20 protein-coding genes are annotated in these 22,292 nt (G+C 64.7%); 11 read left to right on the forward strand and 9 right to left on the reverse strand.

All coding sequences use genetic code 11. The features are described from left to right. Positions 1–10: 10 nt before the first annotated feature. From mnmH to ACE3UG_RS18330, 4 genes are read right to left on the reverse strand one after another with little or no spacing between them, the layout of a single operon-like run. Complete coding sequence (mnmH, locus tag ACE3UG_RS18315) at positions 11–1,099, reverse strand: tRNA 2-selenouridine(34) synthase MnmH (RefSeq protein ID WP_374626509.1); 1,089 nt, start codon at positions 1,097–1,099, stop codon at positions 11–13. Then, positions 1,096–1,740 (reverse strand): hypothetical protein, encoded by a 645-nt coding sequence (locus tag ACE3UG_RS18320; RefSeq protein WP_374626511.1) that lies wholly within the window; start codon positions 1,738–1,740, stop codon positions 1,096–1,098. The genes mnmH and ACE3UG_RS18320 overlap by 4 nt, the downstream gene beginning before the upstream one ends. Before the next feature lie 24 nt (positions 1,741–1,764). Beyond that, complete coding sequence (locus ACE3UG_RS18325; protein ID WP_374626513.1) at positions 1,765–3,270, reverse strand: glycosyltransferase; 1,506 nt, start codon at positions 3,268–3,270, stop codon at positions 1,765–1,767. After that, positions 3,267–3,890, reverse strand: a complete 624-nt coding sequence (locus tag ACE3UG_RS18330) for a cytochrome b (RefSeq protein ID WP_374626570.1) — start codon at positions 3,888–3,890, stop codon at positions 3,267–3,269. Before ACE3UG_RS18330 ends, ACE3UG_RS18325 begins: the two co-directional genes overlap by 4 nt. Positions 3,891–4,168: 278 nt before the next feature. Here ACE3UG_RS18330 and ACE3UG_RS18335 point away from each other — a divergent pair, with 278 nt between their 5' ends. After that, the gene (locus ACE3UG_RS18335; protein ID WP_374626515.1) at positions 4,169–4,993 is read left to right on the forward strand and encodes an oxaloacetate decarboxylase; all 825 of its coding nucleotides are present in this window, start codon (positions 4,169–4,171) and stop codon (positions 4,991–4,993) included. A gap of 123 nt (positions 4,994–5,116) precedes the next feature. Here ACE3UG_RS18335 and ACE3UG_RS18340 read toward each other — a convergent pair whose 3' ends face one another. Then, positions 5,117–6,505, reverse strand: coding sequence for an MFS transporter (locus ACE3UG_RS18340; protein WP_374626517.1), 1,389 nt, complete (start codon positions 6,503–6,505; stop codon positions 5,117–5,119). A gap of 460 nt (positions 6,506–6,965) precedes the next feature. Between ACE3UG_RS18340 and ACE3UG_RS18345 the strand changes: the two genes are divergently transcribed. From ACE3UG_RS18345 to ACE3UG_RS18360, 4 genes are all read left to right on the forward strand, one after another. Next, complete coding sequence (locus tag ACE3UG_RS18345; protein WP_374626519.1) at positions 6,966–7,637, forward strand: DUF1345 domain-containing protein; 672 nt, start codon at positions 6,966–6,968, stop codon at positions 7,635–7,637. Positions 7,638–7,897: 260 nt separating this feature from the next. After that, entirely contained in the window at positions 7,898–9,322 is a 1,425-nt protein-coding gene (locus ACE3UG_RS18350) for a cytochrome ubiquinol oxidase subunit I (RefSeq protein ID WP_374626521.1), read from the forward strand. Between the two features lie 39 nt (positions 9,323–9,361). Continuing rightward, positions 9,362–10,360 (forward strand): cytochrome d ubiquinol oxidase subunit II, encoded by a 999-nt coding sequence (cydB, locus tag ACE3UG_RS18355; RefSeq protein WP_374626523.1) that lies wholly within the window; start codon positions 9,362–9,364, stop codon positions 10,358–10,360. Next, positions 10,344–10,529, forward strand: a complete 186-nt coding sequence (locus ACE3UG_RS18360; protein ID WP_374626525.1) for a hypothetical protein — start codon at positions 10,344–10,346, stop codon at positions 10,527–10,529. Before cydB ends, ACE3UG_RS18360 begins: the two co-directional genes overlap by 17 nt. Before the next feature lie 5 nt (positions 10,530–10,534). Here ACE3UG_RS18360 and folE read toward each other — a convergent pair whose 3' ends face one another. Continuing rightward, entirely contained in the window at positions 10,535–11,101 is a 567-nt protein-coding gene (folE, locus tag ACE3UG_RS18365; RefSeq protein ID WP_374626527.1) for a GTP cyclohydrolase I FolE, read from the reverse strand. 190 nt (positions 11,102–11,291) lie between these two features. Here folE and ACE3UG_RS18370 point away from each other — a divergent pair, with 190 nt between their 5' ends. Genes ACE3UG_RS18370 through ACE3UG_RS18385 form a run of 4 tightly spaced genes read left to right on the forward strand, consistent with a single transcriptional unit; the run spans position 11,292 to position 15,907 of the window. Then, entirely contained in the window at positions 11,292–12,257 is a 966-nt protein-coding gene (locus ACE3UG_RS18370) for an HlyD family secretion protein (RefSeq protein ID WP_374626529.1), read from the forward strand. Beyond that, positions 12,254–13,237, forward strand: a complete 984-nt coding sequence (locus ACE3UG_RS18375) for an ABC transporter ATP-binding protein (RefSeq protein ID WP_374626531.1) — start codon at positions 12,254–12,256, stop codon at positions 13,235–13,237. Before ACE3UG_RS18370 ends, ACE3UG_RS18375 begins: the two co-directional genes overlap by 4 nt. Beyond that, complete coding sequence (locus tag ACE3UG_RS18380; protein WP_374626533.1) at positions 13,234–14,376, forward strand: ABC transporter permease; 1,143 nt, start codon at positions 13,234–13,236, stop codon at positions 14,374–14,376. The genes ACE3UG_RS18375 and ACE3UG_RS18380 overlap by 4 nt, the downstream gene beginning before the upstream one ends. A 7-nt stretch (positions 14,377–14,383) precedes the next feature. Continuing rightward, positions 14,384–15,907 carry an efflux transporter outer membrane subunit gene (locus tag ACE3UG_RS18385; protein WP_374626535.1) on the forward strand — a complete coding sequence of 508 codons (1,524 nt, stop codon included), beginning with the start codon at positions 14,384–14,386 and terminating at the stop codon, positions 15,905–15,907. Here the strand turns inward: ACE3UG_RS18385 and ACE3UG_RS18390 are convergent. After that, on the reverse strand, positions 15,874–16,809 hold the full coding sequence (locus ACE3UG_RS18390) for a LysR family transcriptional regulator (protein WP_374626537.1): 936 nt from the start codon (positions 16,807–16,809) through the stop codon (positions 15,874–15,876). The two genes, ACE3UG_RS18385 and ACE3UG_RS18390, sit on opposite strands and share 34 nt — an antisense overlap. A gap of 179 nt (positions 16,810–16,988) precedes the next feature. Between ACE3UG_RS18390 and ACE3UG_RS18395 the strand changes: the two genes are divergently transcribed. Beyond that, positions 16,989–17,408 (forward strand): VOC family protein, encoded by a 420-nt coding sequence (locus ACE3UG_RS18395; RefSeq protein ID WP_374626539.1) that lies wholly within the window; start codon positions 16,989–16,991, stop codon positions 17,406–17,408. A 122-nt stretch (positions 17,409–17,530) separates the two neighbouring features. Further along, positions 17,531–18,235 carry a fumarylacetoacetate hydrolase family protein gene (locus ACE3UG_RS18400; protein ID WP_374626541.1) on the forward strand — a complete coding sequence of 235 codons (705 nt, stop codon included), beginning with the start codon at positions 17,531–17,533 and terminating at the stop codon, positions 18,233–18,235. An 830-nt stretch (positions 18,236–19,065) separates the two neighbouring features. On the opposite strand, the gene glpK is transcribed toward ACE3UG_RS18400, so the two are convergent. Beyond that, complete coding sequence (gene glpK, locus ACE3UG_RS18405) at positions 19,066–20,568, reverse strand: glycerol kinase GlpK (protein WP_374626543.1); 1,503 nt, start codon at positions 20,566–20,568, stop codon at positions 19,066–19,068. A gap of 41 nt (positions 20,569–20,609) precedes the next feature. Next, positions 20,610–22,148, reverse strand: a complete 1,539-nt coding sequence (gene glpD, locus ACE3UG_RS18410) for a glycerol-3-phosphate dehydrogenase (protein WP_374626545.1) — start codon at positions 22,146–22,148, stop codon at positions 20,610–20,612. Positions 22,149–22,292: the final 144 nt, after the last annotated feature.

The raw sequence follows: 22,292 nt of genomic DNA on the forward strand, positions 1-22,292 counted from the left end.
ATGCAACAGGCTATACCTGCGGCACGACAGTGCACCCGGAAGCGTCGGCTGTCGAAGTGAGCGCAAGCAAGGCCTGCGCCTGAGGGCGCAAATCTTGCGCCATCGGATGAAATGCGAACGGAATGGCCGTCGCCAAGCCCTGCAGCAACTTGCGCGAGCTTCGCGAATAGGCCGGATCGTAGTGTTTGGTGATCAACACTTCCGAGAGTTCGCGCTGCTGCCCCGCATCGAGCAACGCGAGCCATTGATCGATGACGACGCGCCCGTGAAGCGGCACCAGCCGAAGAAGTTGTGTGCGGAAATGCTCGGGCTGCGCCAACAGATGGCCGTACTCCTGAACCAGCAGATCGACCCGTTCCTCGACGGGGACACTCACTTCGACACAGGTCGCCGTGCCGCGCAGGGACGCCATGAGCGTTTCGGGCAGCGTGATGAGTCCGATTCGGCGGCTCTCCGCTTCGACGAACACTGGCCGTCTCGGATCGAAACCGCGTAACGCGGCGATCAGCGACGTATCGAACGAGCGCTGCGACGGCTGACGCACGTCGGGTACCGCGCCGAGCACCGACCCACGATGCATCGCCAGCGCTTCGAGATCGAGCGTCTGGGCGCCGACGTCCGCCAGGGCGCGCAACAGACGGGTCTTGCCGCTTCCCGTGTGACCCGCGAGCACGATGTAATCGAGCATCGGCGGCAGCGCGTCGAGCGATGTCACAATGTCGCGCCGGTAGGTCTTGTAGCCACCCTCGAGCTGGCGCGCCCGCCAGCCGACCATGTTCATCACGACGGTCATCGACTCGGAACGCTTGCCACCTCGCCAGCAATAGATGAGCGGGCGCCAGTTGCGCGGCCGGTCGGCGAATGTGGTTTCGAGATGAGCGGCAATATTGCGCGCGACCATGGCCGCACCTGCACGCGAGGCATCGAACGCAGACACCTGTTTGTACATCGTGCCGACGATGACACGTTCTTCGTTGCTGAGCACGGGTGCGTTGATCGCCCCGGGAATATGGTCGTCGGCGAATTCGAGCGGTGTACGAACGTCGATGATGTCGTCGAAGTCGCCAGCGCTCTCCAGGGGAACGCGCAGAAAGTTCATCGTGCACCCGCCGAGCGTTGGCCGCAATGGGTGCCGTATGGCGTGCGTAATGTCGCTGGCCCGAGGGCCGCATCGCCAAGGTCGGCCCGCACCTTCGCCGCGCGATCGATGATGCGCGCGGCCGCTTTGGCGTCGCCCGCGCCACCCAAGGCCAACGCATAGTCGTCGAGCAACGCGGCATAGGCGAAGGGCATTTTTCGCGCCGCCTCCTTCCGGTCGAGCGACGCCAACGCCTGCCTGAAATATTTCACCGACAATGCAAACTGGCGCTGCTCGAGTGAAAGCCGCCCCAGCTCGACCAGCGCCGGATACCGGAAGTGCCCCGTCAGAATATCGAGGTCGTACGCGAGATTCAACTCACGCTCCGCTTCGGTGTAGTAGCAGGTCACGCCCAGCGCGCGGCCGTAGTCGAAGTGCATGGCCGCACGCTGCAACGCCGGCCACCCCGACTGGTCCGCCACGAGCACTGCCTGCCCGAAGGCCCGGCGCGCGTCGTCCCAGTCGCCACGCGCCTCGGCCGCCCCGCCGATCGCAGCATAGTCGGGACCGGACGGCCTGCGCGCGGGTGCACTGCACCCGGCCACGCTCAATATCGCGCCAAGCGCATACGTCATTGCCAGCCACGTCGAAAATCGAATCATCAGGAAGTAGAGACCGTCGGAAAATCACCTGTCGCGTGGCGCCCCCGCCCCACGCTCGCCCGACAGGATACCGCGTCGTACCTGAACGCCCCAGCGCTGACGCCCGCTCAGGAAGTGCCCCCAGCCCAGCACCGCCCCCGTGTGTCGCATCAGTTGGAAAGAAAACGGCTCCAATACCGCCGCGACGAACGCCCACCCGAGGCTCGTGCCGGCGCGGTGTCCGGTCCAGCGCCGATAGGCATGCACGGACCAGAGATGAAAGCCCAGATCGAGAACGATCTTGCCGAGAATGATGCCCGAGACCGGTAGCACCACACCGTAATGCCCCTTGCAGACGAACGTCACGAGCAGCGCGAAGGCTGTCAGTCCGTAGATCGGCTGAAGCGTGTCGAAGGCCTTCACCGGCAGCATCCAACGCCCCAGATTGCCGTAACGGCGGTTGCCGACCATATCGCGATACCAGTATTGCGTCTGCAAAAACCCCGCAAACCAACGGCGACGCTGACGCAAGAAGCTCGCAAGCGTGCCGGGCGCATCGGTGATCGCTTGCGCACCGCCAACCACGCGAACCTCCCATCCCAGCGCGTGCGTGACCGAATAGCGGCGCAGGCGATGAATCAACTCGTAGTCCTCGACCAGACAGGCCGGATCGAAGCCCCCCACCGCCAGCACCGCGTCGCGTCGAAAGCAGGCGAACGCGCCCGAAATCAGCAACAGACCGTCTGCGCGCATCCACGCGAAACGCGAGATGAAGTTTCGGATGTACTCGTACGTCTGGAAAAACTGCAACACGCGAGCGCTCGCCGAATGTCCGCACACAGGTGTGAGCACACCGGTCGCGGCGACCAGTTGCGCACGGCGCGCAAAGGCATGGTGCATCGCGGCGCACGCTTCAACGTCGAGCAACGTGTCGGCGTCGACCGTCATCACGATATCCGTATCGATGTCCCCCAGCGCAGCGTTGAGTGCGCGCGCCTTACCCCCATGGGGCAAGCGCAGCCATCGCAAATTCGGATAGCGCGTACTCGGCCCACTCAGGCCACCCAAGCCGGGGTCTACGAGTCCGTATTCGCCGGTGAGCAGCGCGGCCGTGCCGTCGCTCGAACCGTCGTCGGCGATGACGATGGCGTCCGGCACGCGCCGCCCCGCCATGAGCGCGCGCAAGGTGACCGGCAATGCCGCCGCCTCGTTGTGCGCCGCAACCACCACGCCCAGCGACAGCCGAACGGCGGTGGCGTCACTGGCTGCGCCAGCGGCGATGTCGTCCGGATCGGGGCGCATCAAGCGCCGCGCCTGCCAGAACACGAACGCGAGCAGCACCGTGTCGTACACGACGTACGCCACCCCGGTTCCCCACGCGAACACCCCTTTGAGGAAGAAAGCCTGCGCAAACAGCAAGCACCACAGGACCGCCACGCCCGTATGCACAAGCCAGCTCGCAAGCGGTGTCGGCGGCAGCGTGAAGCGCGGCGAGTGCTGCTCGCGTGCGGCTTCGAGATGCGACGCTTTCGCCGTCAGATCATCGCTCATGGCAGCATCCGACCGAGCACCGAGTGACGATCGATCCACTGATGCTTGAGCGCACCGCCGACGTGCAACGCCAACAACACGTACAAACCGTAGGCGCAATACGTGTGGACGCTCCCCAGCAAGGTATGCCAGTAGTCCTTGCTCGCATCATTCATTGCCATCAGAAAGCCCATGCGCGGAAAGGGCACGACGCCGAACAGGGTCAGCGGATGGGTCGACGCTGCCACCCACGCCGAGTCGTGTGCCCAGCCCGAGAGCGGCAGCACGAAAATCAGGACATAGAGCAGCCAATGCGCCAGATGCGCGGCCGTGCGCTCCCAGGAAGCAAAGACCTGCGAGAGTGCGGGCGGACGGTGCGTCGCCCGCCACAGCAAGCGCAGAATCGCGAGCCCCAGCACCGTGATGCCGATGGACTTGTGCAGATCGATCCAGAAACGCACGTCGATCTTCTCGAGCGTGGCGTCGGGCAGCAAGGCAATCGTCTGACCGATAGCAGCGTTACCGAGTATCAACAGCGCAATCGCCCAGTGCAGCAGCATCGCCACTCGGGTGTACTTGACGTCTTCATACAAGGCAACGCCTGGCTTGCGTGCCGACGCGGATGAAACGGAGGGAGGCAAACGATTCACGTCGCAGATCCTGGGAATGCAGAACAAGATGATTGCATAACGCGGATTAAATGGCGCTTATTCCCGCAATGTCGCAAAAAAAGTTGTTACAGCGAATTACACGCCGGGCGGATACCTGTGTCGCGTGGCGATCGGCGAAAAACGTCTCCAAGTCGTCATTGCATCGCACCTCGCCGGACGCAGCCTTGCGAGCATGATGCAAAACCGCGATGATCGGGCATTGCATGCGCCGCGAGAACGACCTCGCGCGCGCTCAAGGAGACATGACCATGCCACGCAGCACTGCCGAAAAACGCGCCGCCTTTCGCGAACTCCACCGTGCCGGTTGCTTTGTGATCCCGAATCCGTGGGACGCGGGCAGTGCCCGATACCTCGAACACGCGGGGTTCAAGGCGATTGCGTCGACGAGTTCCGGCTTCGCCTGGTCGACGGGCCACCCCGACAATGGCGTGACGCGCGACACCGTCCTTGCGCATTTGCGCACCCTTGTCGACGCCACCGAGCTGCCCGTCAACGCCGACTTCGAAAGCGGCTTCGGCGATACGCCCGAGCAAGTGGCGCAGAGCGTCAAAATGGCCGTGGCGACGGGCGTTTCCGGGTTGTCCATCGAAGACTCGACCGGCGACGCCAACGCGCCGCTATTCCCGCTGAGCGAGGCGGTCGAGCGCATGAAAGCCGCGCGTCGTGCAATCGACGAGACCGGCGGCGACACCCTCCTCATCGGCCGCGCCGAGAACTTTTTCGCGGGCGTGCCCGATCTCGACGACGCCATCGCACGTCTTCAGGCCTATGCCGAAGCTGGCGCCGATTGCCTCTACGCGCCGGGTATTCAGTCCGCAAAGCAGATCCGGGCCGTCGTCGCGGCCGTGGCGCCGAAACCGGTGAACGTGTTGATCGGCAGCAATTCGTCGCTCACGCTGCAGGCGCTTGCCGATCTCGGCGTGCGGCGCGTGAGCGTGGGCGGTGCGCTCGCCCGCGCCGCGTGGGGCGGCTTCATGCACGCGGCACAGGCACTCGCCGAAGGCCGCTTCGACGGCTTCGGCGGCGCGGCGAGCGGCGCAACCCTCAACGCAATGTTCCAACCGGGCGCATGATCCGCCCGCGGCGATGTCCAGCGCCGTGAGAAAACAAAACGGCCCGCCGTGCCGGAGCATCGACGGGCCGTGAATGGCCGTGAATGGCCGTGAATGGCCTCGAATGGCAGCAATGCGCTGCGCTTACTCGACGTGCGCTACGCCGCCCGCAAGGACAGCGCCGCCGGCAACCTCGGTGGGCAATGCCCACGACATCCAGTGCGTGCGCAGCGCCGCGACCAGCACGAACGCGAGGGCCGCCAGGGCGCCGAACGTGGCGAAGCCCATCTGGTAGCTGCCCGTCGATTCCTTGGCAATGCCCATGATGACCGGCAGATAAAATCCGCCGATGCCGCCGGCCGCGCCGACGATGCCCGACATCAGGCCCGTCTTGCCTTGCCAGCGCTGCGGCACGAGTTGGAACGTTGCACCGTTACCGAGCCCGAAGCACATGTAGATCAGCACCAGCAGTGCGATACCGGCCCCTTGCGGCGGCATCCACGCGGCGAAGACAAAGTCGATGACCGAAATCGCAGCGAGCAACAGCACCAGCGCGCGCACGCCCGAAATCCGGTCGGCCACCAGCCCGCCGACAGGACGTACCAGCGCGCCGAGAAACGCGAGCAGCGACATGAACAGCCCCGCTTCGATGCGCGGCATGCCATACAACGAGATAAGCAGCGTCGTCACGTACGACGACATGCCCACAAATCCGCCAAACGTAATGCTGTAGACCAGCATGATGACCCAGGTATCGCGCTCGCCCAGCACACCGCGATAGTGGCGCGGCAGCACGGCAATCGCGAGCAACGCGCCAAGCACCGGCAGCAGCAATACCCCGGCCTTGCCTTCGCCGAACGCACCGGCATGCACGCACAGCACGAGTGCGACGAGACCGAACACGGTGATGAAGAAGCTCGTGAACGCACGCGGTGCGCTGCCCGATTTCACGCCCTGGTCCTTCGCCCAGAACACCACTGCCAGTGCAGCGAGCGCGAGCAACGGCAGCGCGGCGCCGGCCGCACGCGCCCAGCCGAAATGCTCGGCCAGTCCCGGGAACATGAAGCCGTCGAGCACCGCGCCGATGTTCCCCGCGGCGGCAAGTCCAAGCACCAGTCCCTGCACCTTCGGCGGATAGTTGCTGCCCGCCATCGGCAACGCCACGGCGAAGCTCGCCCCGCCCACGCCGAGGAACACCCCGAGCACGAGCAGCAGCGTGTAGGTCGGCGTGCCCGGCATGAGCAACAGCACCACCGACGGAATGGCCGACAACGCGAGCCCCATCAGCGCCACCTTGCGACCGTCGAACGCCTGATAGAGGTTGCCCAGCGTTACGCGCAGAATCGCCGCGCCCAGCACCGGAACCGCCACCAGAAAACCCGTTTGCGCTGGCGTCATCGCAATGTCTTTGCCGATGAACGGTGCCAGAGGCCCGAGCATCACCCAGACGGTGAAACCCGTGTCGAAGTAAAGAAAACACGCAACCAGCGCGCGCCAGTTGCCACTTTTCAACGATTGCGTGAGCGTGCTCATGGATACCCTCGTGTTCGTATGCCGAAAAAAAAGGCGTCCCGAAGCCGTACGCCTGTGAACAGGCTTATGGCTTCGGGACGCCGTTGCCCCGAAGTCCCCGCTCACGCGGGGAAATGCATGCGGTGCAGAAAATTCGCTTGTCTTCACTCGGCCGCCGTTGGCCTTACGCAATCACTAGCAAATGGCGTGCCATGTGTACGCATGACGTCGCCACAATCGCTGGCACAGCCCCGCAGATCGTGGCTGGACACGCCATGGGCGCCGCATGGAAAAACGGGCGCGGGCGGCGTGTCGGCGTGTCGGGATGTCCGCGCCACATGCTCAATGACATCGCAACGGGCACGATGCCGCATCGCGATGCGGCGGTGCACCACAACCGTGCCCCCTTTCGATAGCGACGGGCGCGTGGCTGCGTTGGGGGATAATGGATCCGCCCGCCGTCAACGTCCGGATTTCCCCCATGAACGCCAAGCTGTTTCCGCATCTGCTCCGCTTTCACCCGCGACTGCTCATCGCGATTGTCATTGGCGTGCTTGCCGGTCTCTTCGCCCAGGGCATCGTGCGTGGAGAATTGAGTGCACTCACGCGCACGCTGATTGGCTGGAACGCCAGCGTCTGGTCCTATCTCGCGATGATCTGGTTCATGATGGTCACCGCGCCCAAACGCAGCATCGAACGCTTCGCCGAACAGGAAGACCAGAGCGCGGCCGTCGTGCTCACCCTGGTCAGTTTGTCGGCCATCGCCAGCGTGGCCGCCATCATCCACGTCCTCGCCAGCGCGAAGACCGGCGCACCGCATCAAGCGTCCGAACATGTGCTGTTCGCCGCCTCCACGCTTATCGCCGGATGGTTTCTCGTGCCGACGATCTACACGCTGCATTACGCGCGTCTGTACTTCACGGATACGGAATCGCCCTACGCACTGGCCTGGCCAGACCACGACTGCGATCCGGATTACTGGGACTTCCTGTATTTTTCGTTCACCATCGCCGTCGCCTCGCAAACGGCCGACGTGGCCCTGAAATCGCGCCGCATGCGCCGCACCACGCTTGCGCAGGCCATTCTCTCGTTCTTCTTCAATCTCGCCGTGCTGGGCCTGTCGATCAATATCGGCGCCGGCCTCCTCGCCTAGCGAGCTGTCCCCCTCGCCGCCGCGCGCAGACGTGCCCTGGATGTGACATGAGGTCGCACCGAGCGTGAACACGAATCCCTTGCAAAACAGACAAGTAGCGCGAGGCAAGGCGTCAAACGGTACCGCGTCAAGTCGCCACATGTGACGACTTGTCACGCGTGCTGCGGTGCAGCACGGCTTAATATGCATGCAAACAAATGGCGTACAGCGGTCATTGACGCCATACAAGACAAGGTTCGTTTGCATACATAGAGCACAACATGACTGCCGTTCCGGAAGCCCTCGACCTGGCGCGTCTGCAATTCGCGTTCACGGTTTCGTTTCACATCATTTTCCCTGCCGTCTCCATCGGTCTGGCCAGCTTCATCGCCGTACTCGAAGGTCTATGGCTCAAAACACGTCGGCAACACTATCTCGACTTGTGCCGCTTCTGGTCGAAGGCTTTCGCCGTGTGCTTCGGCATGGGCGTCGTCTCCGGCGTCGTGATGGCGTATCAGTTCGGCACCAACTGGTCGGGCTTTTCGAGCTTCGCTGGCGCGGTCACCGGGCCGCTGCTCACTTACGAGGTGATGACGGCGTTCTTCCTCGAAGCGGGGTTCCTCGGCATCATGCTGTTCGGCTGGAACCGCGTGAGTCCGCGCGCGCACTTCGCCGCGACGTTATGCGTCGCCATCGGCACGTTGATCTCGACGTTCTGGATTCTCGCGTCGAATAGCTGGATGCAAACGCCGCAGGGCTTCGAGATCGTCGACGGCCGCGTGGTCGTGCTGTCGTGGTGGGACGTGATCTTCAACCCGTCCTTCCCCTATCGTCTGGCGCACATGAGCATCGCAGCGTTTGTCGTAGCCGCGCTCGTCGTGGCGGGCACCGGTGCGTGGCATCTGTTGCGCGGGCGGCGCGATCCGGCGGTCAAGACCATGTTTTCGATGGCCATGTGGCTGCTGCTGATCTTCGCGCCCCTTCAGGCGTTCGTCGGCGATCTTCACGGGCTGAACACGCGGGAATATCAGCCCGCGAAGATCGCCGCGATCGAAGGACTTTGGGAGACGAAGACCGGGGGCACGCCGCTGAACCTGTTCGGCTGGCCCGACATGGACGCCGAAACCACCCGCTATGCGCTCGAAGTGCCGCATCTGGGCAGCCTCATCCTCACCCATAGCTGGAACGGCGAGATTCGCGGCTTGAAGGAATTCCCCAAGGACGAGCGCCCCAACGTGCCGCTCGTGTTCTGGAGTTTTCGCGTCATGGTCGGCCTCGGCCTCGCGATGATCGCCGCTGCGCTCACCGCCGTGTGGCTGCGCCGTCGTGGCGCGCTCTTCACGTCGCGCCGCTTTGCCCGCGTCATGCTCGCCCTCTCGCCAACCGGTTTCGTCGCCCTGCTCGCGGGCTGGGTCACGACCGAAGCCGGCCGCCAGCCGTGGGTGGTCTACGGCGTGATGCGCACCGCACAGGCCATGTCCCCGGTGAGCGCGCAGCAAGTCCAGGTCTCGCTGCTGGTGCTCGTGCTGACTTACTTCCTCGTGTTTGGCACCGGTGTCTATTACCTGCTGAAGCTGCTGCGCGGGGGGCCGGTACTGCCCGGCGACACCTCGGCGCCCTCCGGCGGCGATCTCTCGTCGCAAGACGCCCCCGCCATGTCGGGCCTGTCGGGGCGCATGGACACCCACGGCGCGCACGCGATCTGATCGTCGCCCGGCACGCCATCGACCTTAACGAGAATTCTCATGGATCTGACCTTAGCGTGGGCCGCCATCATTGCGCTCGGCCTGTTTCTCTACGTCGTGCTCGACGGCTTCGACCTTGGCATCGGCATTCTCTTCCCGTTCTTTCCCGATGCGCGCGAGCGCGACACGATGATGAACTCCGTCGCCCCGGTCTGGGACGGCAACGAGACGTGGCTCGTTCTCGGCGGCGCGGGGTTGCTCGCCGCGTTCCCGATGGTGTATTCGGTGCTGCTCTCGGCGCTCTATCTGCCGCTCATGCTCATGCTTGTCTGCCTGATCTTCCGTGGCGTGGCGTTTGAGATTCGCGGCAAATCGCGTCGTACCCGGCCGTGGTGGGATCTCGCCTTCATCGGTGGCTCGGCCGGTGCGACGTTTTTCCAAGGCGTCGCGCTCGGCGCGTATCTGTCGGGCATTCCGGTCGAGAACGGTCAGTTCGCGGGCGATGCATTCGGCTGGGTCACCGCGTTCAACCTGTTTACCGGATTGGGGCTGCTCGTGACATACGCGCTGCTCGGGGCCTGCTGGCTGATCGGCAAGACCGAGGGCGATTTGCAGCGCCGTCTGCGCGTGCTCGCCTGGCCGTTGACGCTGGCGCTCGTGGCAATCATGGGCGTCGTCTCGCTATGGACGCCGCTGCGCCTGCCGCTCGTCGCCGAGCGATGGTTCGACGGTCAGTGGTTCTGGCGCTGCCTGCCGGTGCCGTTCCTCGTGGCGGGCGCCACCCTTGTGATGCGCCGCGTGCTGCGCCGGGCGCACGATGCGACACCGTTCTGGCTCGCCATCGGACTCGTGTTCCTCGGCTACAGCGGCCTTCTCATCAGCGCGTATCCGTACGCGATTCTGCCTGGCATCACGCTGTGGGATGCGGCAGCGCCGACGTCGAGTCTGTCGTTCACGCTCTGGGGCGCCGCCTTCATCATTCCGGTGATTCTCGCTTACACGATGCTCGCGTACTGGGTGTTCCGTGGCAAGGTGACTCGCGATGCGCACTATCACTGATCTCGTACGTCCCGCCGTGCGCCAGCAGCGCGAGCGGGCCGTCGCTCAATGCCCCTGGCAGCAGCGGCTGATTCGCTGGGGATGGTTCGTCGCGCTCTGGTGCGCCGGTGTGGCGGGCACCGCCCTGCTTGCGCTTCCGTTCAAGCTCATCATTGCGTCGGCCAAATAAGGCGGCTACTTGTCGCGAGCGAGCGCGAGGAACTCGGTGCGCAACGCCAGATTCGGCTGCAGTTCGCCGAGCATGGCCGATGTGACCGTCTCTTCGCCCGCCGTGCGAATGCCGCGGCTCTCCATACACATGTGACGGCACGACACCACCACGCCAACGGCCTTCGGTTGCAGGTGCGTCATCAGCGCTTCGGCGACCTGCGTCGTCAGACGCTCCTGCACCTGCAAGCGGCGGGCGAAGCAGTCGACCAGGCGCGTGAGCTTCGACAATCCGACGATCTTCCCATTGGGCAGATAGCCGATGGTCGCCTTGCCGAAAAACGGGGCGAGGTGGTGCTCGCAATGGCTGTAGACGGGAATTCCGCGCACGACAATCAGTTCGTTGTACTGCTCGGCCCCGTCTTCGAAGACTTTGAGGACTTCTGCCGGGTCCTGGTCGTAACCGGCCGTCCATTGGCGCCACGCCTTTTGCACCCGCGACGGTGTTTCGTGCAGGCCGGGGCGGTTCGGGTCTTCGCCGATGTGCTTCAGAAATCGCTTCCAGTCGTTTTCGTCGAACGTGTCGTGGGACATATCAATCAAGCTCCTTGCATGAAGTCCGGTGCGCAGCGCCGCTACCGCTCGCGCGCCGCCGGACATGTGCGCACACAATAGCAGAGAGTCCCCGCGCGCGCATGCCGCCCGTGCGATGTCCCGTCATTGCCCCGTAGCGCCGATTTTGCGCTAAGGTGGCACAGAACAACCGCAACGATCGAGGCGCGTCATGCCGGCCATCTCACGCATGTGCACTAACGCCATGACCCTTGCCGTCACGACTGCGCTGGTCGGTTGCGGCGAGCACGGTCCCAGACCGTGGCAAGGCTATGTGGAGGGCGAGTTCGTCTATGTGGCTTCATCCCAGGCCGGAACGCTCCAAACGCTCTCGGTAACCCGCGGCCAGCAGGTCAAGACGGGCGACGCACTCTTCGAACTCGAAGCCACTTTCGAACAGGCGGCTCAGGCCCGCGCGCGCGACGCACTTGCCAGCGCCGAAGCCCAGTCGCGCGACCTTCAAACCGGGAAGCGTCCCGACGAAATCGCCGTCGCGGCCGCCCAGCTCAAGCAGGCCGTGGCCGTGCGCGACAAGGCGCTCGCTCAGTTCGACCGGGATCAGACGCAGTACGCTGCGGGTGGCATATCGCGCGAACAACTCGACGCCAGCCGCGCCGACGCCCGCAGCAGTGCCGCGCGCGTGCAGGAGTTGCAAAGCAGTCTGGCGGTGGCGAGATTGCCGGGCCGGCAAGCCCAGCAACAGGCGCAAACGGCGCAAGTGGATGTCGCACGCGCGTCGCTCGCACAAGCCGACTGGCAACTCGCTCAGAAGCGTCCGGCCGCCAGCGCCCCGGGGCGCGTCTACGACACGATGTATCGCGTCGGGGAATGGGTGCCCGCCGGGAGTCCCGTCGTGCGTCTGCTACCGCCGGGCAACATCAAGGTGCGCTTCTTCGTGCCCGAGACCACCCTGGGCCACCTGCGCGCAGGGCAGACCGTGCACATCGCCTGCGACGGATGTGGCGCAGGAATGCCGGCCCGCATCACGTACGTCGCCGACCAGGCCGAGTACACGCCCCCCGTCATCTATAGCAACGACACGCGCGACAAGCTCGTCTACATGATCGAAGCTCACCCCGCCCCGGCGGACGCCGTCAAGCTCAATCCGGGACAGCCTGTTCAGGTGACGCAACCATGAATGGCCGCGCCGCGCGCCCGCGTGAAATCGTCACACCCCGAAGTGGCGATGGCGATCTTGCCATCGACGTGAATCGCTTGAACAAGCACTTCGGCGACAAGCACGTCGTCAAGGACGTGTCGCTACAGGTGCGGCGCGGCGAGATCTTCGGTTTTCTCGGACCGAACGGCAGTGGCAAGACGACCTGCATCCGCATGATGTGCGGGCTGCTCACACCCGATTCGGGCAGCGGCACGTGCCTGGGTTTCGATATCGTGCGCGAGAGCGCGCAGATCAAGCGTCACGTGGGCTACATGACGCAGCGATTCTCGTATTGGGAAGACCTGACGATTCGCGAGAACCTCGATTTCGTGGCGCGGGTGTATGGCATGGCGAACCGGCGCGACGCCGTCGACCGGGCCATCGATGCGCTCGGCCTGAAAGGCCGCGCAAAGCAGCTCACGGGGTCGCTCTCCGGCGGCTGGAAGCAGCGTCTGGCGCTCGCGGCGTGCATGTTGCACGAACCGCAGGTGCTGCTGCTCGACGAGCCGACCGCAGGCGTCGACCCGTCCGCCCGGCGCGCCTTCTGGGAAGAACTGCACACGTTGGCCGCGCGCGGCATTTCGGTGCTCGTGAGTACCCATTACATGGACGAAGCGGAACGCTGCCACAAACTCGCCTATATCTCTTACGGCGAACTGCTCGCGCAAGGCACGGCCGCCGAGGTCGTCGCCAGCCAGCATCTGTCGACGTGGAGAGTCCTTGGCGATCATCTCGTGGATCTTGCGCGCGAACTCCGCGCACAACCCGCGGTGGCGCAGACGGTCGCCTTCGGCGACGCGTTGCATGTGAGCGGACAGGACGCCGGCGCCCTGGAGCTATTGCTGCGCGATCTGGCCAGCGAACGAGGGCTCCAGGTCTCGCCCATCGACACGAGCCTGGAAGATGTGTTCGTCTACCTGATGCGCCACGCGAAAGACAACTTCGGAGACAACGCATGAGCACGCCGCTGGGGTTCTCCATCGCACGGTGGTGGAGCATCGTGTGCAAGGAATTCCTGCAACTACGCCGCGACCGCGTCACATTCGCGATGATCGTGGGGGTGCCGCTCGTGCAGCTCACGCTCTTCGGCTTCGCCATCAACTCCGATCCCAAACACATGCCCACGGCGGTGCTCGTTGCCGACAACAGCGAATTCACGCGCAGCTTCATGGCCGCAATGGAGCATTCGGGCTATTTTCGCTTTACCGAGACGTTGACGAGCGAGGACGCCGGGCGCGCCGCGCTGGCGCAAGGTCGCGCGCAGTTCGTGCTGAACATTCCCGCCGACTTCACGCGCAGGCTGCTTCGCGGCGAACGCCCCGCCCTGCTCATCGAGGCCGATGCCACCGACCCGATGGCAATGGCCTCGGCACTTGGTGCGTTGCCCGCCATCGCCCAATCCGTCGCGCAAAAAGACCTGACGGGCCCGCTGGCCGCACTGGCCGGCGCACCGGGCGCGTTCGACGTGCAGGTGCATCGCCTCTACAACGCGGAAGGCATCACGCAGTACAACATCATTCCCGGCCTGATGGGCGTGATTCTTACCATGACACTGGCGATGATGACGGGACTTGCCATCGTGCGCGAGCGCGAGCGCGGCACGATGGAGAATCTGCTCGCCACGCCCGTCTTGCCCATCGAAGTCATGACAGGCAAGATCGTGCCTTACATCGCCATCGGACTGCTCCAGGCGAGCATCATCCTGATCGCCGCACGCTATGTCTTTCACGTGCCCTTCCAGGGCAGCGTCATCGCGATCTACCTCGCCGCACTGGTATTCATCGCCGCCAATCTGACCGTCGGTATTGCGCTGTCGTCGTTCGCACAGAATCAGTTGCAGGCCATGCAGCTTACGGTGTTCTACTTTCTGCCGAGCATGCTGCTCTCGGGCTTCATGTTTCCCTTCGGCGGCATGCCCGCCTGGGCACAGGCGATCGGAAACGTGCTGCCGCTCACCTATTTCAACCGGCTCATTCGCGGCATTTTGCTCAAGGGCAATGGTTGGAGCGATGCCTGGCAAGACCTGTGGCCGTTGCTGGTCTTCTCCGCCGTGCTCATGGCGGTCGCGGTGAAGTTCTATAAACGAACGCTCGATTGAGGCCATCATGTGCGTTGTCCAACGTCCGCATCGTCGCCGCCGCTCGCGCAGCCCATCGCTGTGCGCGGCGCTCGGTCTGAGCGCGACGCTCGCAGCCTGTACGCTCGGCCCCGACTTTCGCACGCCCGATGCCACGAGCGTCGCGCAATACACCACCGGCGCTCAGCCGTCGACGACCGTCGGGGCCAACGGCGCCCAAGGCGCCGCGCAGACCTTCGTGACCGGCGAAGACGTGCCGTCCGGGTGGTGGACGCGCTTCGGCTCGCCCGCGCTGGACACCCTCGTCGCACAGGCCTTAGCCGATAGTCCCACGCTGCGGCAAGCCGAGGCGAAGCTGCGCCAGGCCCAAGAGGACTATCGCGCGCAGGCAGGCGCGCGCGAACTGCCCTCGGCAAATCTGAAGCTCTCCGGCACGCGTCAACAGGTCGATCTGGCGTCGCTCGGCGTGACCAACGTGCCGAATCCCGGGCCGTTCACGCTATACAACGCGAATGTCTCCATCTCCTATACGCTCGACGTGTTCGGCGCGAATCGCCGTGCACTCGAAGCGCTCGCCGCACAGGTCGACTATCAGCACTTCACCCTGGAAGCCGCCAGACTCTCGCTCGCGGGCAATGTGGTCACGGCCGCCTTGCGTCAGGCAAGCGCGCGGGCACAGCTCTCGGCGCTCGAAGGCATGGCGAGTTCGCAGCGCGTACAGCTCGACATCACGCGTGCACGCGAACGCGCAGGCGGTGTGGCCAGGCTCGACGTCGAGAATCAGGCCGCGCTCGTTGCTCAGACCGAAGCCCGACTGCCCGCGTTGCGATCGCAGATCGCACAATACGATCACCAGTTGGCACGTTTGACCGGCCAGGCACCGGGCGCATTCGCCTCGCCGGTCATCGATCTCGACACGCTCCGATTGCCGCAGACGGTGCCCGTCTCGTTGCCGTCCACCTTGGCGCGGCGACGCCCGGATATCCGCGCCGCCGAAGCGCTGCTGCACAAGGCGAGTGCCGATGTCGGCGTCGCGAGTGCGAATCTCTATCCACAGTTCACCCTCTCCGGCACCTTCGGCACCCAGCGCATGCGAGCGGCCGATCTGGGCGACGGCATCAATATCTGGAACATTGGGATGAACCTGCTGCAACCGCTCTTTCGCGGCGGCGAGTTACGTGCGCAACGGCGCTCGGCCATCGCGGCTTACGACGCCGCGCTGGCGGCGTATCAGGACACCGTGCTGCTTGGCCTCGCACAGGTCGCCGACGCCCTGCGCACGCTCGCGTCCGATGCCAGCACGCTGGCCGCGCGGGCCGAGGCGGCACAGCGAGCGGAAACGTCCCTGCAGATAGCGAGCGAGCGGTATCGGGCTGGCGGCATCAGTCATCTGTCATGGCTCGACGTGCAGCGCCAAGCGCTCGACGCCACGCGTGCCCGGCTCGAAGCTCAGGGAGATCGTCTGACGGACACGGCCGCACTGTGGCAAGCGTTGGGCGGGGCAACGGATAGGCCGGCTCAGCCCCGCACCGGTCCCTGGCCGCGCGACTGAGCCTCGTCGGCAAGACACTGCATCAGTGTCGCGACCGGCGCACGTCGGCGTGCCGACTGGCGCACGAGCACGCCCAACTCGCGCGTGAGCGGCACGCCACTGAGCGGCAGCACTTGCACGCCACTCGCCCCGCCCCTGCCCCCTGTCGACGCCGCCTTACCCCCGACCGGCAAGCCGATGAGCGTGGCGGGCACGATCGACCACCCCAGCCGCGCCCGCACCATGCGCAGAATGACTTCGGGCTCGTCCAGCTCCACCCCCTCGCGCACCCAGAGCCGGTGCCGTCGCAGGTATCGCTCGACCAACTCACCACCATACGAGCGACGGTTGTAACGCACGAACGGCATGGCTGCCGACCAGTCGGCTATCGTCCCGCCCGTGCCTTTCGGCGCGATCGCCACGTAGGGCTCGTGCATGAGTGTCAGCCACTTCATATCGGCGGGCACGCCAATGCGTGGCCGGATCATGATGGCCAGATCGAGCTCCTTCGCGTCGAGCTGCGCGAGCAATTGCACCGACATGCCCGGCACGACGTTCAGATGCGGCATCGCACCGAATGCCGTCCAGCGCGCCACCGCTCCCGGCAGTAGGCCGAGCTGAACCGTGAGGATCGCGCCCACGTGAATCGGCGCGAGTGCCGCCTGACCGCCGTGTGCCGCCGCCTCGCCGCGCATGGCTTGATAGCCCGCAATCAACCCCTGCGCCTGTGCAAGCAGTCGGCGGCCGTCGTCCGATAACGACACCGCGCGTGCCGTGCGCTCGAAGAGCTGCACGCCGAGGTCGTCTTCAAGACGCTGAATCTGCGCGCTCACGGCCGACTGGGTCAGTCCGAGACGTGCACCTGCCGCCGAGAAAGATGCCGTTTCGGCGGCCGTGACGAAGGTTTTCAGGTAACGAATCATGGATCGAAAATTTTGTGGCTGAGACGCCGAATTATTCGTTTCTGATTATTTTTATCGATGGATAGAATTTACCGCAAATGGGCAATGTCGTTCACCTTGTCGGCGGCGAAGGAAAATTCGCCCGCGAGTCCTCGTCTCGAGCGACGCGCATTCACCCCTACACTGCACTGGAGTCTCTTATGACAACGCCGCTGTTTCATCTCGCATTCCCGGTCGACGATCTCGACGCGGCCCGCCGCTTTTATGGCGGCGTAATGGGCTGCGCCGAAGGTCGCAGCTCGGACCACTGGATCGACTTCGACTTCTTCGGCCACCAACTGGTCGCCCATCTCGCGCCACAGGACGCGGGCAAACGCATCACGAATCCGGTCGACGGCGACGACGTTCCCGTGCCGCATTTCGGCGTTATCCTTGACATGCCCGCGTGGCACGCGTTGGCCGATCGCCTGCGCGCCGCCGGCACCCGCTTCGTGATCGAGCCGCATATCCGCTTCGCCGGGCAGGTGGGCGAACAGGCGACACTGTTCTTCTACGACCCGGCCGGCAACGCGCTGGAGTTCAAGGCGTTCGCCGATATGTCGCAGGTCTTTGCCAAGTGATGCGGTCGTGTCGTGTGGCGTGTCGTGTGTCGTGCCGGTAGGCGCGACGGAATCGGTGCCCCCTCGCGTGCCGGCCTCTGTGTCTCGTTCGTTTTTGTTTCGTATCTGCCAAGAGTCTTCTCATGAGCCAATTCGTTATTCCGGCACCGTCCCAGGCGTCGGTCGCCGTCGCAGGCAGCGACGCCCGTTTCCCTGTGCGCCGCGTGTTTTGCGTCGGCCGTAACTACGCCGCCCACGCCCGCGAAATGGGCAGCAATCCGGACCGCGAGCCGCCGTTCTTTTTCATGAAGCCGGCCGACGCCGTCGTTGCCGCCGAAGGCACGCTGCCCTATCCGCCGCTCACGCGCGAGCTGCACCACGAAATCGAACTGGTGGTCGCCATCGGCGCGCAAGGGGAGAATGTCGACGCCCGTCAGGCGTTGTCACTGGTGTGGGGCTACGGCGTGGGCGTGGATCTCACGCGCCGCGACTTGCAGCAGCAAGCCAAGGACACGCGCCGTCCGTGGGACTGGGGCAAGGCGTTCGATGCGTCGGCACCGTGCGGCCCGCTCCACGCCGTGTCCGATATCGGCCATCCGAAGGAAGGCCAGGTGTGGCTGAACGTCAATGGTGAAAATCGCCAGACCGGCGATCTCAATGAGTTGATCTGGTCGGTGCCCGATCTGATCGCTGAAATCTCGCGCAGCGTGAAGCTTGCCCCCGGCGATCTGATCTTCACCGGCACACCGGCCGGCGTCGGGCCGCTCGAACCCGGCGACCGGGTCAACGCCGGCGTGGCGGGTGTGGGCGATATCACCTTCGTCATGGGCCAGCGACCCGCCGCCTGACGAATCGTTATCCGATCGATCAGGTCTCGCCTGCGCCGGGGCGTTCACGAGGATATCCACAGCAACTGTTGATAACCCTTTGCATAAGTCCCGTGCCGGCGGCGCAAACGCCCGCCGGCATTGGGTGTCAAGTGCATTGCCCAATTTACCGTCACCGTGACGGCGAAAGTCCACGAAACCGCGCCCGACCGGACGTTGCAACGCTCGGCGCTCAGCGCTCACTGCGCAGTGCCCTCCCCGTCGTTCATTCCTGAAACGTTTTTCGCCAGATGACAGCGCACGCGCCGATTCCGGCGATCAACTTCTCTTTCCATTCAATGAGTTGCACTCGTTGGCATGTTTCTAGCATCGATGAGGAGGCAAACCGTCCGCCCTCGGGGAAGCCTCTTCGCCAGGGTCGACTGCTTCGGGAATTACGCCATGCACGCCACATGGCCCCGGCACGCCCGATGCCTATCCCTCGCCCGGAGCACCCCTGGGGCGGACGGATTGCACCCGTGACCGATTGGGGTTGGACGACGAGCAAACGTAAGGGAGGGGATCATGCAAATGCGCCGCACCGGGCCTTGCGCCCTCAGTCCCTGTGGCCGGTCGCTCGCGCCTGCGAGTCCGGCCAAGTCGGCCCGCCGTCATCCGCGCGAGCGGTGTGCGAGCTGGCGGCATCGGCGGCACGACAGCGCCGGCGATCGACGCCACGTCGCCCCAGGAAGAGCGCTACGCTGAAGCCACCCCTTTCTCGAGCGGCTTCAGGCACCATCTGGCGGAGTCAGGCGGAGTCAGGCGGGATCGCGCCGGGATGAGGCGGGATCGCGCTGGGATGAGGCGAGGTATCAGCCCTCTTCCGCCCAGAACTTCGCGGCACGCACCGCCCGTTGCCAGCCGCTGACGGCACGAGCGACCTCGCTCTCGGAGAGCTTGCGGGAAAAGCGTCGCTGCAATTGCCACTGGCGTTGCAACGTGTCGATGTCCGGCCAGAATCCGACGGCCAGCCCCGCGAGATAAGCGGCGCCCGCCGCCGTCGTCTCGATGACTTTGGGGCGCACCACATCCGCGCCCACCAGATCGGCCTGCCATTGCATCAACAAATCGTTCGCGGCAGCGCCGCCGTCGACACGCAACTCCGAGACGTGCAACCCTGCATCGGCCTCCATGGCGCGCAAGACGTCGAGCGTCTGGAACCCGATGCTGTCGAGCGCGGCGCGCGCCACATGCGCTGCGGTCGTGCCGCGCGTCGCGCCGAAGAGCGTGCCGCGTGCGCGCGGCTGCCAATGCGGTGCGCCGAGTCCTGCGAACGCCGGCACGAGCACAACGCCATCGGCGTCGGGCACGCTGGTGGCGAGCGCCTCGACATCACGCGAATGACGAATGATGCCCAGCCCGTCACGCAACCACTGCACGACCGCGCCACCGATGAAGATGCTGCCCTCGAGCGCATAGTCGACCCGGTCGCCGATCTTCCAGGCCACTGTCGTGAGCAGGTTGTGGCTCGACGCTTGCGGTTTGCTGCCGGTATTCATCACCATGAAGCAACCCGTGCCGTAGGTGTTCTTCACCATGCCCGGCGAGAGGCACATCTGCCCGAAGAGCGCCGCCTGCTGATCGCCTGCGATGCCGCCGATCGGCACCTCGACGGAGAACAGCGGTGTTGCCGTGTGCCCGTACACTTCACTCGACGAGCGCACTTGCGGCAGCATGCCGCGCGGCACACCGAGCAGCGCGAGCAGTTCGTCATCCCATTCGAGCGTGTGGATGTTGAAGAGCATGGTGCGCGATGCGTTCGAGACATCCGTCACATGCAGCTTGCCGCCCGTCAGATGCCATACCAGCCAGCTATCGACGGTGCCGAAGGCCAGGTGTCCGGCGTCGGCCGCTTCGCGCGCGCCGTCCACGTTGTCGAGAATCCAGCGGATCTTGCTACCGGAGAAATAGGCATCGATGCGAAGCCCGGTTCGGCGCGCAACGAGATCTTCGTTCCCGTCCTCTCGCAGGCGGTCGCAAAAATCCGCCGTGCGACGGTCCTGCCAGACGATCGCGTTGTAGACCGGCTCGCCCGTGCGGCGATCCCACACGATGGTCGTCTCACGCTGGTTCGTGATGCCGATGGCGGCAATGTCCCGACCGGCAGCCCCCGCATGCGTCAGCGCTTGCGCCGCGACGCCGGCCTGTGTCGCCCAGATTTCGCGGGGATCATGTTCGACCCAGCCCGGATGCGGATAGATCTGACGAAATTCCTTCTGCGCAGTCGCCACGACACGGCCGTCGTGATCGAACAACAACGCTCGCGAGCTGGTCGTGCCCTGATCGAACGCGAGGATGTATTTTCCTCCTGCCATTGCCATTGCCCTTGCCTCCTGTTCGGTCTCGTGTGCGGAATTCAGGCGGCCATGTCCATGTGTTGTGCAAACCACTGCTGCACGCGCGCTTCGCCATCCTTGCCAACATGCAAGCCGAGTTTCGTCCGGCGCCACAACACGTCTTGCGCCGTGCGCGCCCATTCGAACTGCGTCAGATAGCGCAGCTCGGCCTCGTAAAGATCGCCGCAGATGCGCTGGCCGAGATCATCGAGCGAGTTGGCGCGCCCGACAAGCACCTGCGTGCGCATGCCATAGGTGCGGGCATAGCGGTGTGCCAGCGCCTGCGGCAACCACGGCATCTGCGCACGCAGCGATGTCTCGAACGCGCCGGCATCCGGCTCGGCCATGTCGCCGCCCGGCAGCGGTGCGCCCGCCGTCCAGTCGCCGCGCGCGATGCCCAGCGGCCCCTGCAGATGCGACATCGCCTCTTCCGCAAGACGGCGGTAGGTCGTAATCTTGCCGCCGAACACCGACAGCAGCGGCGCACGTGCACCCGGCGCGTCGAGTTCGAGCGTGTAGTCGCGCGTCACGGCCGAGGGGTTCGAGACCTCCTCCTCCATCAACGGACGCACGCCCGCATATGTCCAGACGACATCGGCGGGCACGATCGGCTGGGTGAAGTATTCGCTCGCGGACTTGCAGAGATAGGCGATCTCGTCGTCGTCGATCGCCACGTTCGCGGGATCGCCGTGATACTCGATATCGGTCGTGCCGATCAGCGTGAAGTCGCGCTCGTACGGAATCGCGAAGATGATGCGCTTGTCCGGGTTCTGGAAAATGTAGGCGTGATCGTGATCGAACAGCTTGCGCGTGACGATATGGCTTCCCTTGACCATGCGCACGCGATGCGTCGCGCGCTGATGCAGCACGTCGCCCAGCAGATGACCCACCCACGGCCCTGCCGCGTTGACGATGGCCCGCGCGCGCACGCTCTGGTGCGAACCTTCGGGGGTCTCGAGCTGGGCCGTCCATAGGTGCTCGCCGCGCTCCGCGCCAGTGAGCCGCGTGCGCGTGAGAATCGTCGCGCCATGCTCGGCTGCGTCCTGCGCATTGAGCACCACCAGACGCGCATCCTGCACCCAACCGTCCGAATAAACGAAGCCGCGCGTCAGGTCGCGACGCAGCGGCACGCCGGCCGGATGCCGGCGCAGATCGATACCGCGCGAGCCGGGCAGTATTTCGCGGCGCGCGAGATGATCGTAGAGAAACAGACCCGCGCGAATCAGCCACGCCGGACGCAGGTTCGGCATATGCGGCATCACGAAACGCAGCGGCCACATGATGTGCGGCGCAGCGCGCAGCAACACTTCACGCTCCTGCAGCGCCTTGCGCACCAGACCGAACTCGTAATACTCGAGATAGCGCAGACCGCCGTGAATCAGCTTGGTACTGGCCGACGATGTATGAGACGCCAGATCGTCCTGCTCGACGAGCAACACGCGCAGCCCCCGACCGGCGGCGTCGCGCGCAATCCCCGTTCCGTTGATCCCGCCGCCCACGACCAGCAAGTCATAAGCGGCCAGGCCGTTGTCCAATGGCGATTGAGCGGGTGTCTGCACGGCGTCACTCCCGGGTGATAGGCATCAAGTCAGAAAAAGTTCGAGAATGCTCATTCGATATGTTCGTTTACGAACATTCTGAGTCAAATTCTAACAGATAACGTCATTTGAGTTTCGAATTCGCACATTTCAACGCCTGGATGC

Source organism: Pandoraea sp. (assembly GCF_041919235.1).
Taxonomy (GTDB): Bacteria; Pseudomonadota; Gammaproteobacteria; order Burkholderiales; family Burkholderiaceae; genus Pandoraea.

Bases quoted from the DNA above. Each gene is read 5' to 3' on its own strand.
- ACE3UG_RS18335 (WP_374626515.1), top strand. From the start codon at position 4,169: ATGCCACGCAGCACTGCCGAAAAACGCGCCGCCTTTCGCGAACTCCAC.
- ACE3UG_RS18345 (WP_374626519.1), top strand. From the start codon at position 6,966: ATGAACGCCAAGCTGTTTCCGCATCTGCTCCGCTTTCACCCGCGACTG.
- ACE3UG_RS18395 (WP_374626539.1), top strand. From the start codon at position 16,989: ATGACAACGCCGCTGTTTCATCTCGCATTCCCGGTCGACGATCTCGAC.
- ACE3UG_RS18390 (WP_374626537.1), bottom strand. From the start codon at position 16,809: ATGATTCGTTACCTGAAAACCTTCGTCACGGCCGCCGAAACGGCATCT.
- ACE3UG_RS18360 (WP_374626525.1), top strand. From the start codon at position 10,344: ATGCGCACTATCACTGATCTCGTACGTCCCGCCGTGCGCCAGCAGCGC.
- folE (WP_374626527.1), bottom strand. From the start codon at position 11,101: ATGTCCCACGACACGTTCGACGAAAACGACTGGAAGCGATTTCTGAAG.
- mnmH (WP_374626509.1), bottom strand. From the start codon at position 1,099: ATGAACTTTCTGCGCGTTCCCCTGGAGAGCGCTGGCGACTTCGACGAC.
- ACE3UG_RS18375 (WP_374626531.1), top strand. From the start codon at position 12,254: ATGAATGGCCGCGCCGCGCGCCCGCGTGAAATCGTCACACCCCGAAGT.
- ACE3UG_RS18385 (WP_374626535.1), top strand. From the start codon at position 14,384: ATGTGCGTTGTCCAACGTCCGCATCGTCGCCGCCGCTCGCGCAGCCCA.
- ACE3UG_RS18320 (WP_374626511.1), bottom strand. From the start codon at position 1,740: ATGATTCGATTTTCGACGTGGCTGGCAATGACGTATGCGCTTGGCGCG.
- ACE3UG_RS18340 (WP_374626517.1), bottom strand. From the start codon at position 6,505: ATGAGCACGCTCACGCAATCGTTGAAAAGTGGCAACTGGCGCGCGCTG.
- cydB (WP_374626523.1), top strand. From the start codon at position 9,362: ATGGATCTGACCTTAGCGTGGGCCGCCATCATTGCGCTCGGCCTGTTT.
- ACE3UG_RS18380 (WP_374626533.1), top strand. From the start codon at position 13,234: ATGAGCACGCCGCTGGGGTTCTCCATCGCACGGTGGTGGAGCATCGTG.
- ACE3UG_RS18350 (WP_374626521.1), top strand. From the start codon at position 7,898: ATGACTGCCGTTCCGGAAGCCCTCGACCTGGCGCGTCTGCAATTCGCG.
- ACE3UG_RS18370 (WP_374626529.1), top strand. From the start codon at position 11,292: ATGCCGGCCATCTCACGCATGTGCACTAACGCCATGACCCTTGCCGTC.
- glpK (WP_374626543.1), bottom strand. From the start codon at position 20,568: ATGGCAGGAGGAAAATACATCCTCGCGTTCGATCAGGGCACGACCAGC.
- ACE3UG_RS18400 (WP_374626541.1), top strand. From the start codon at position 17,531: ATGAGCCAATTCGTTATTCCGGCACCGTCCCAGGCGTCGGTCGCCGTC.
- ACE3UG_RS18325 (WP_374626513.1), bottom strand. From the start codon at position 3,270: ATGAGCGATGATCTGACGGCGAAAGCGTCGCATCTCGAAGCCGCACGC.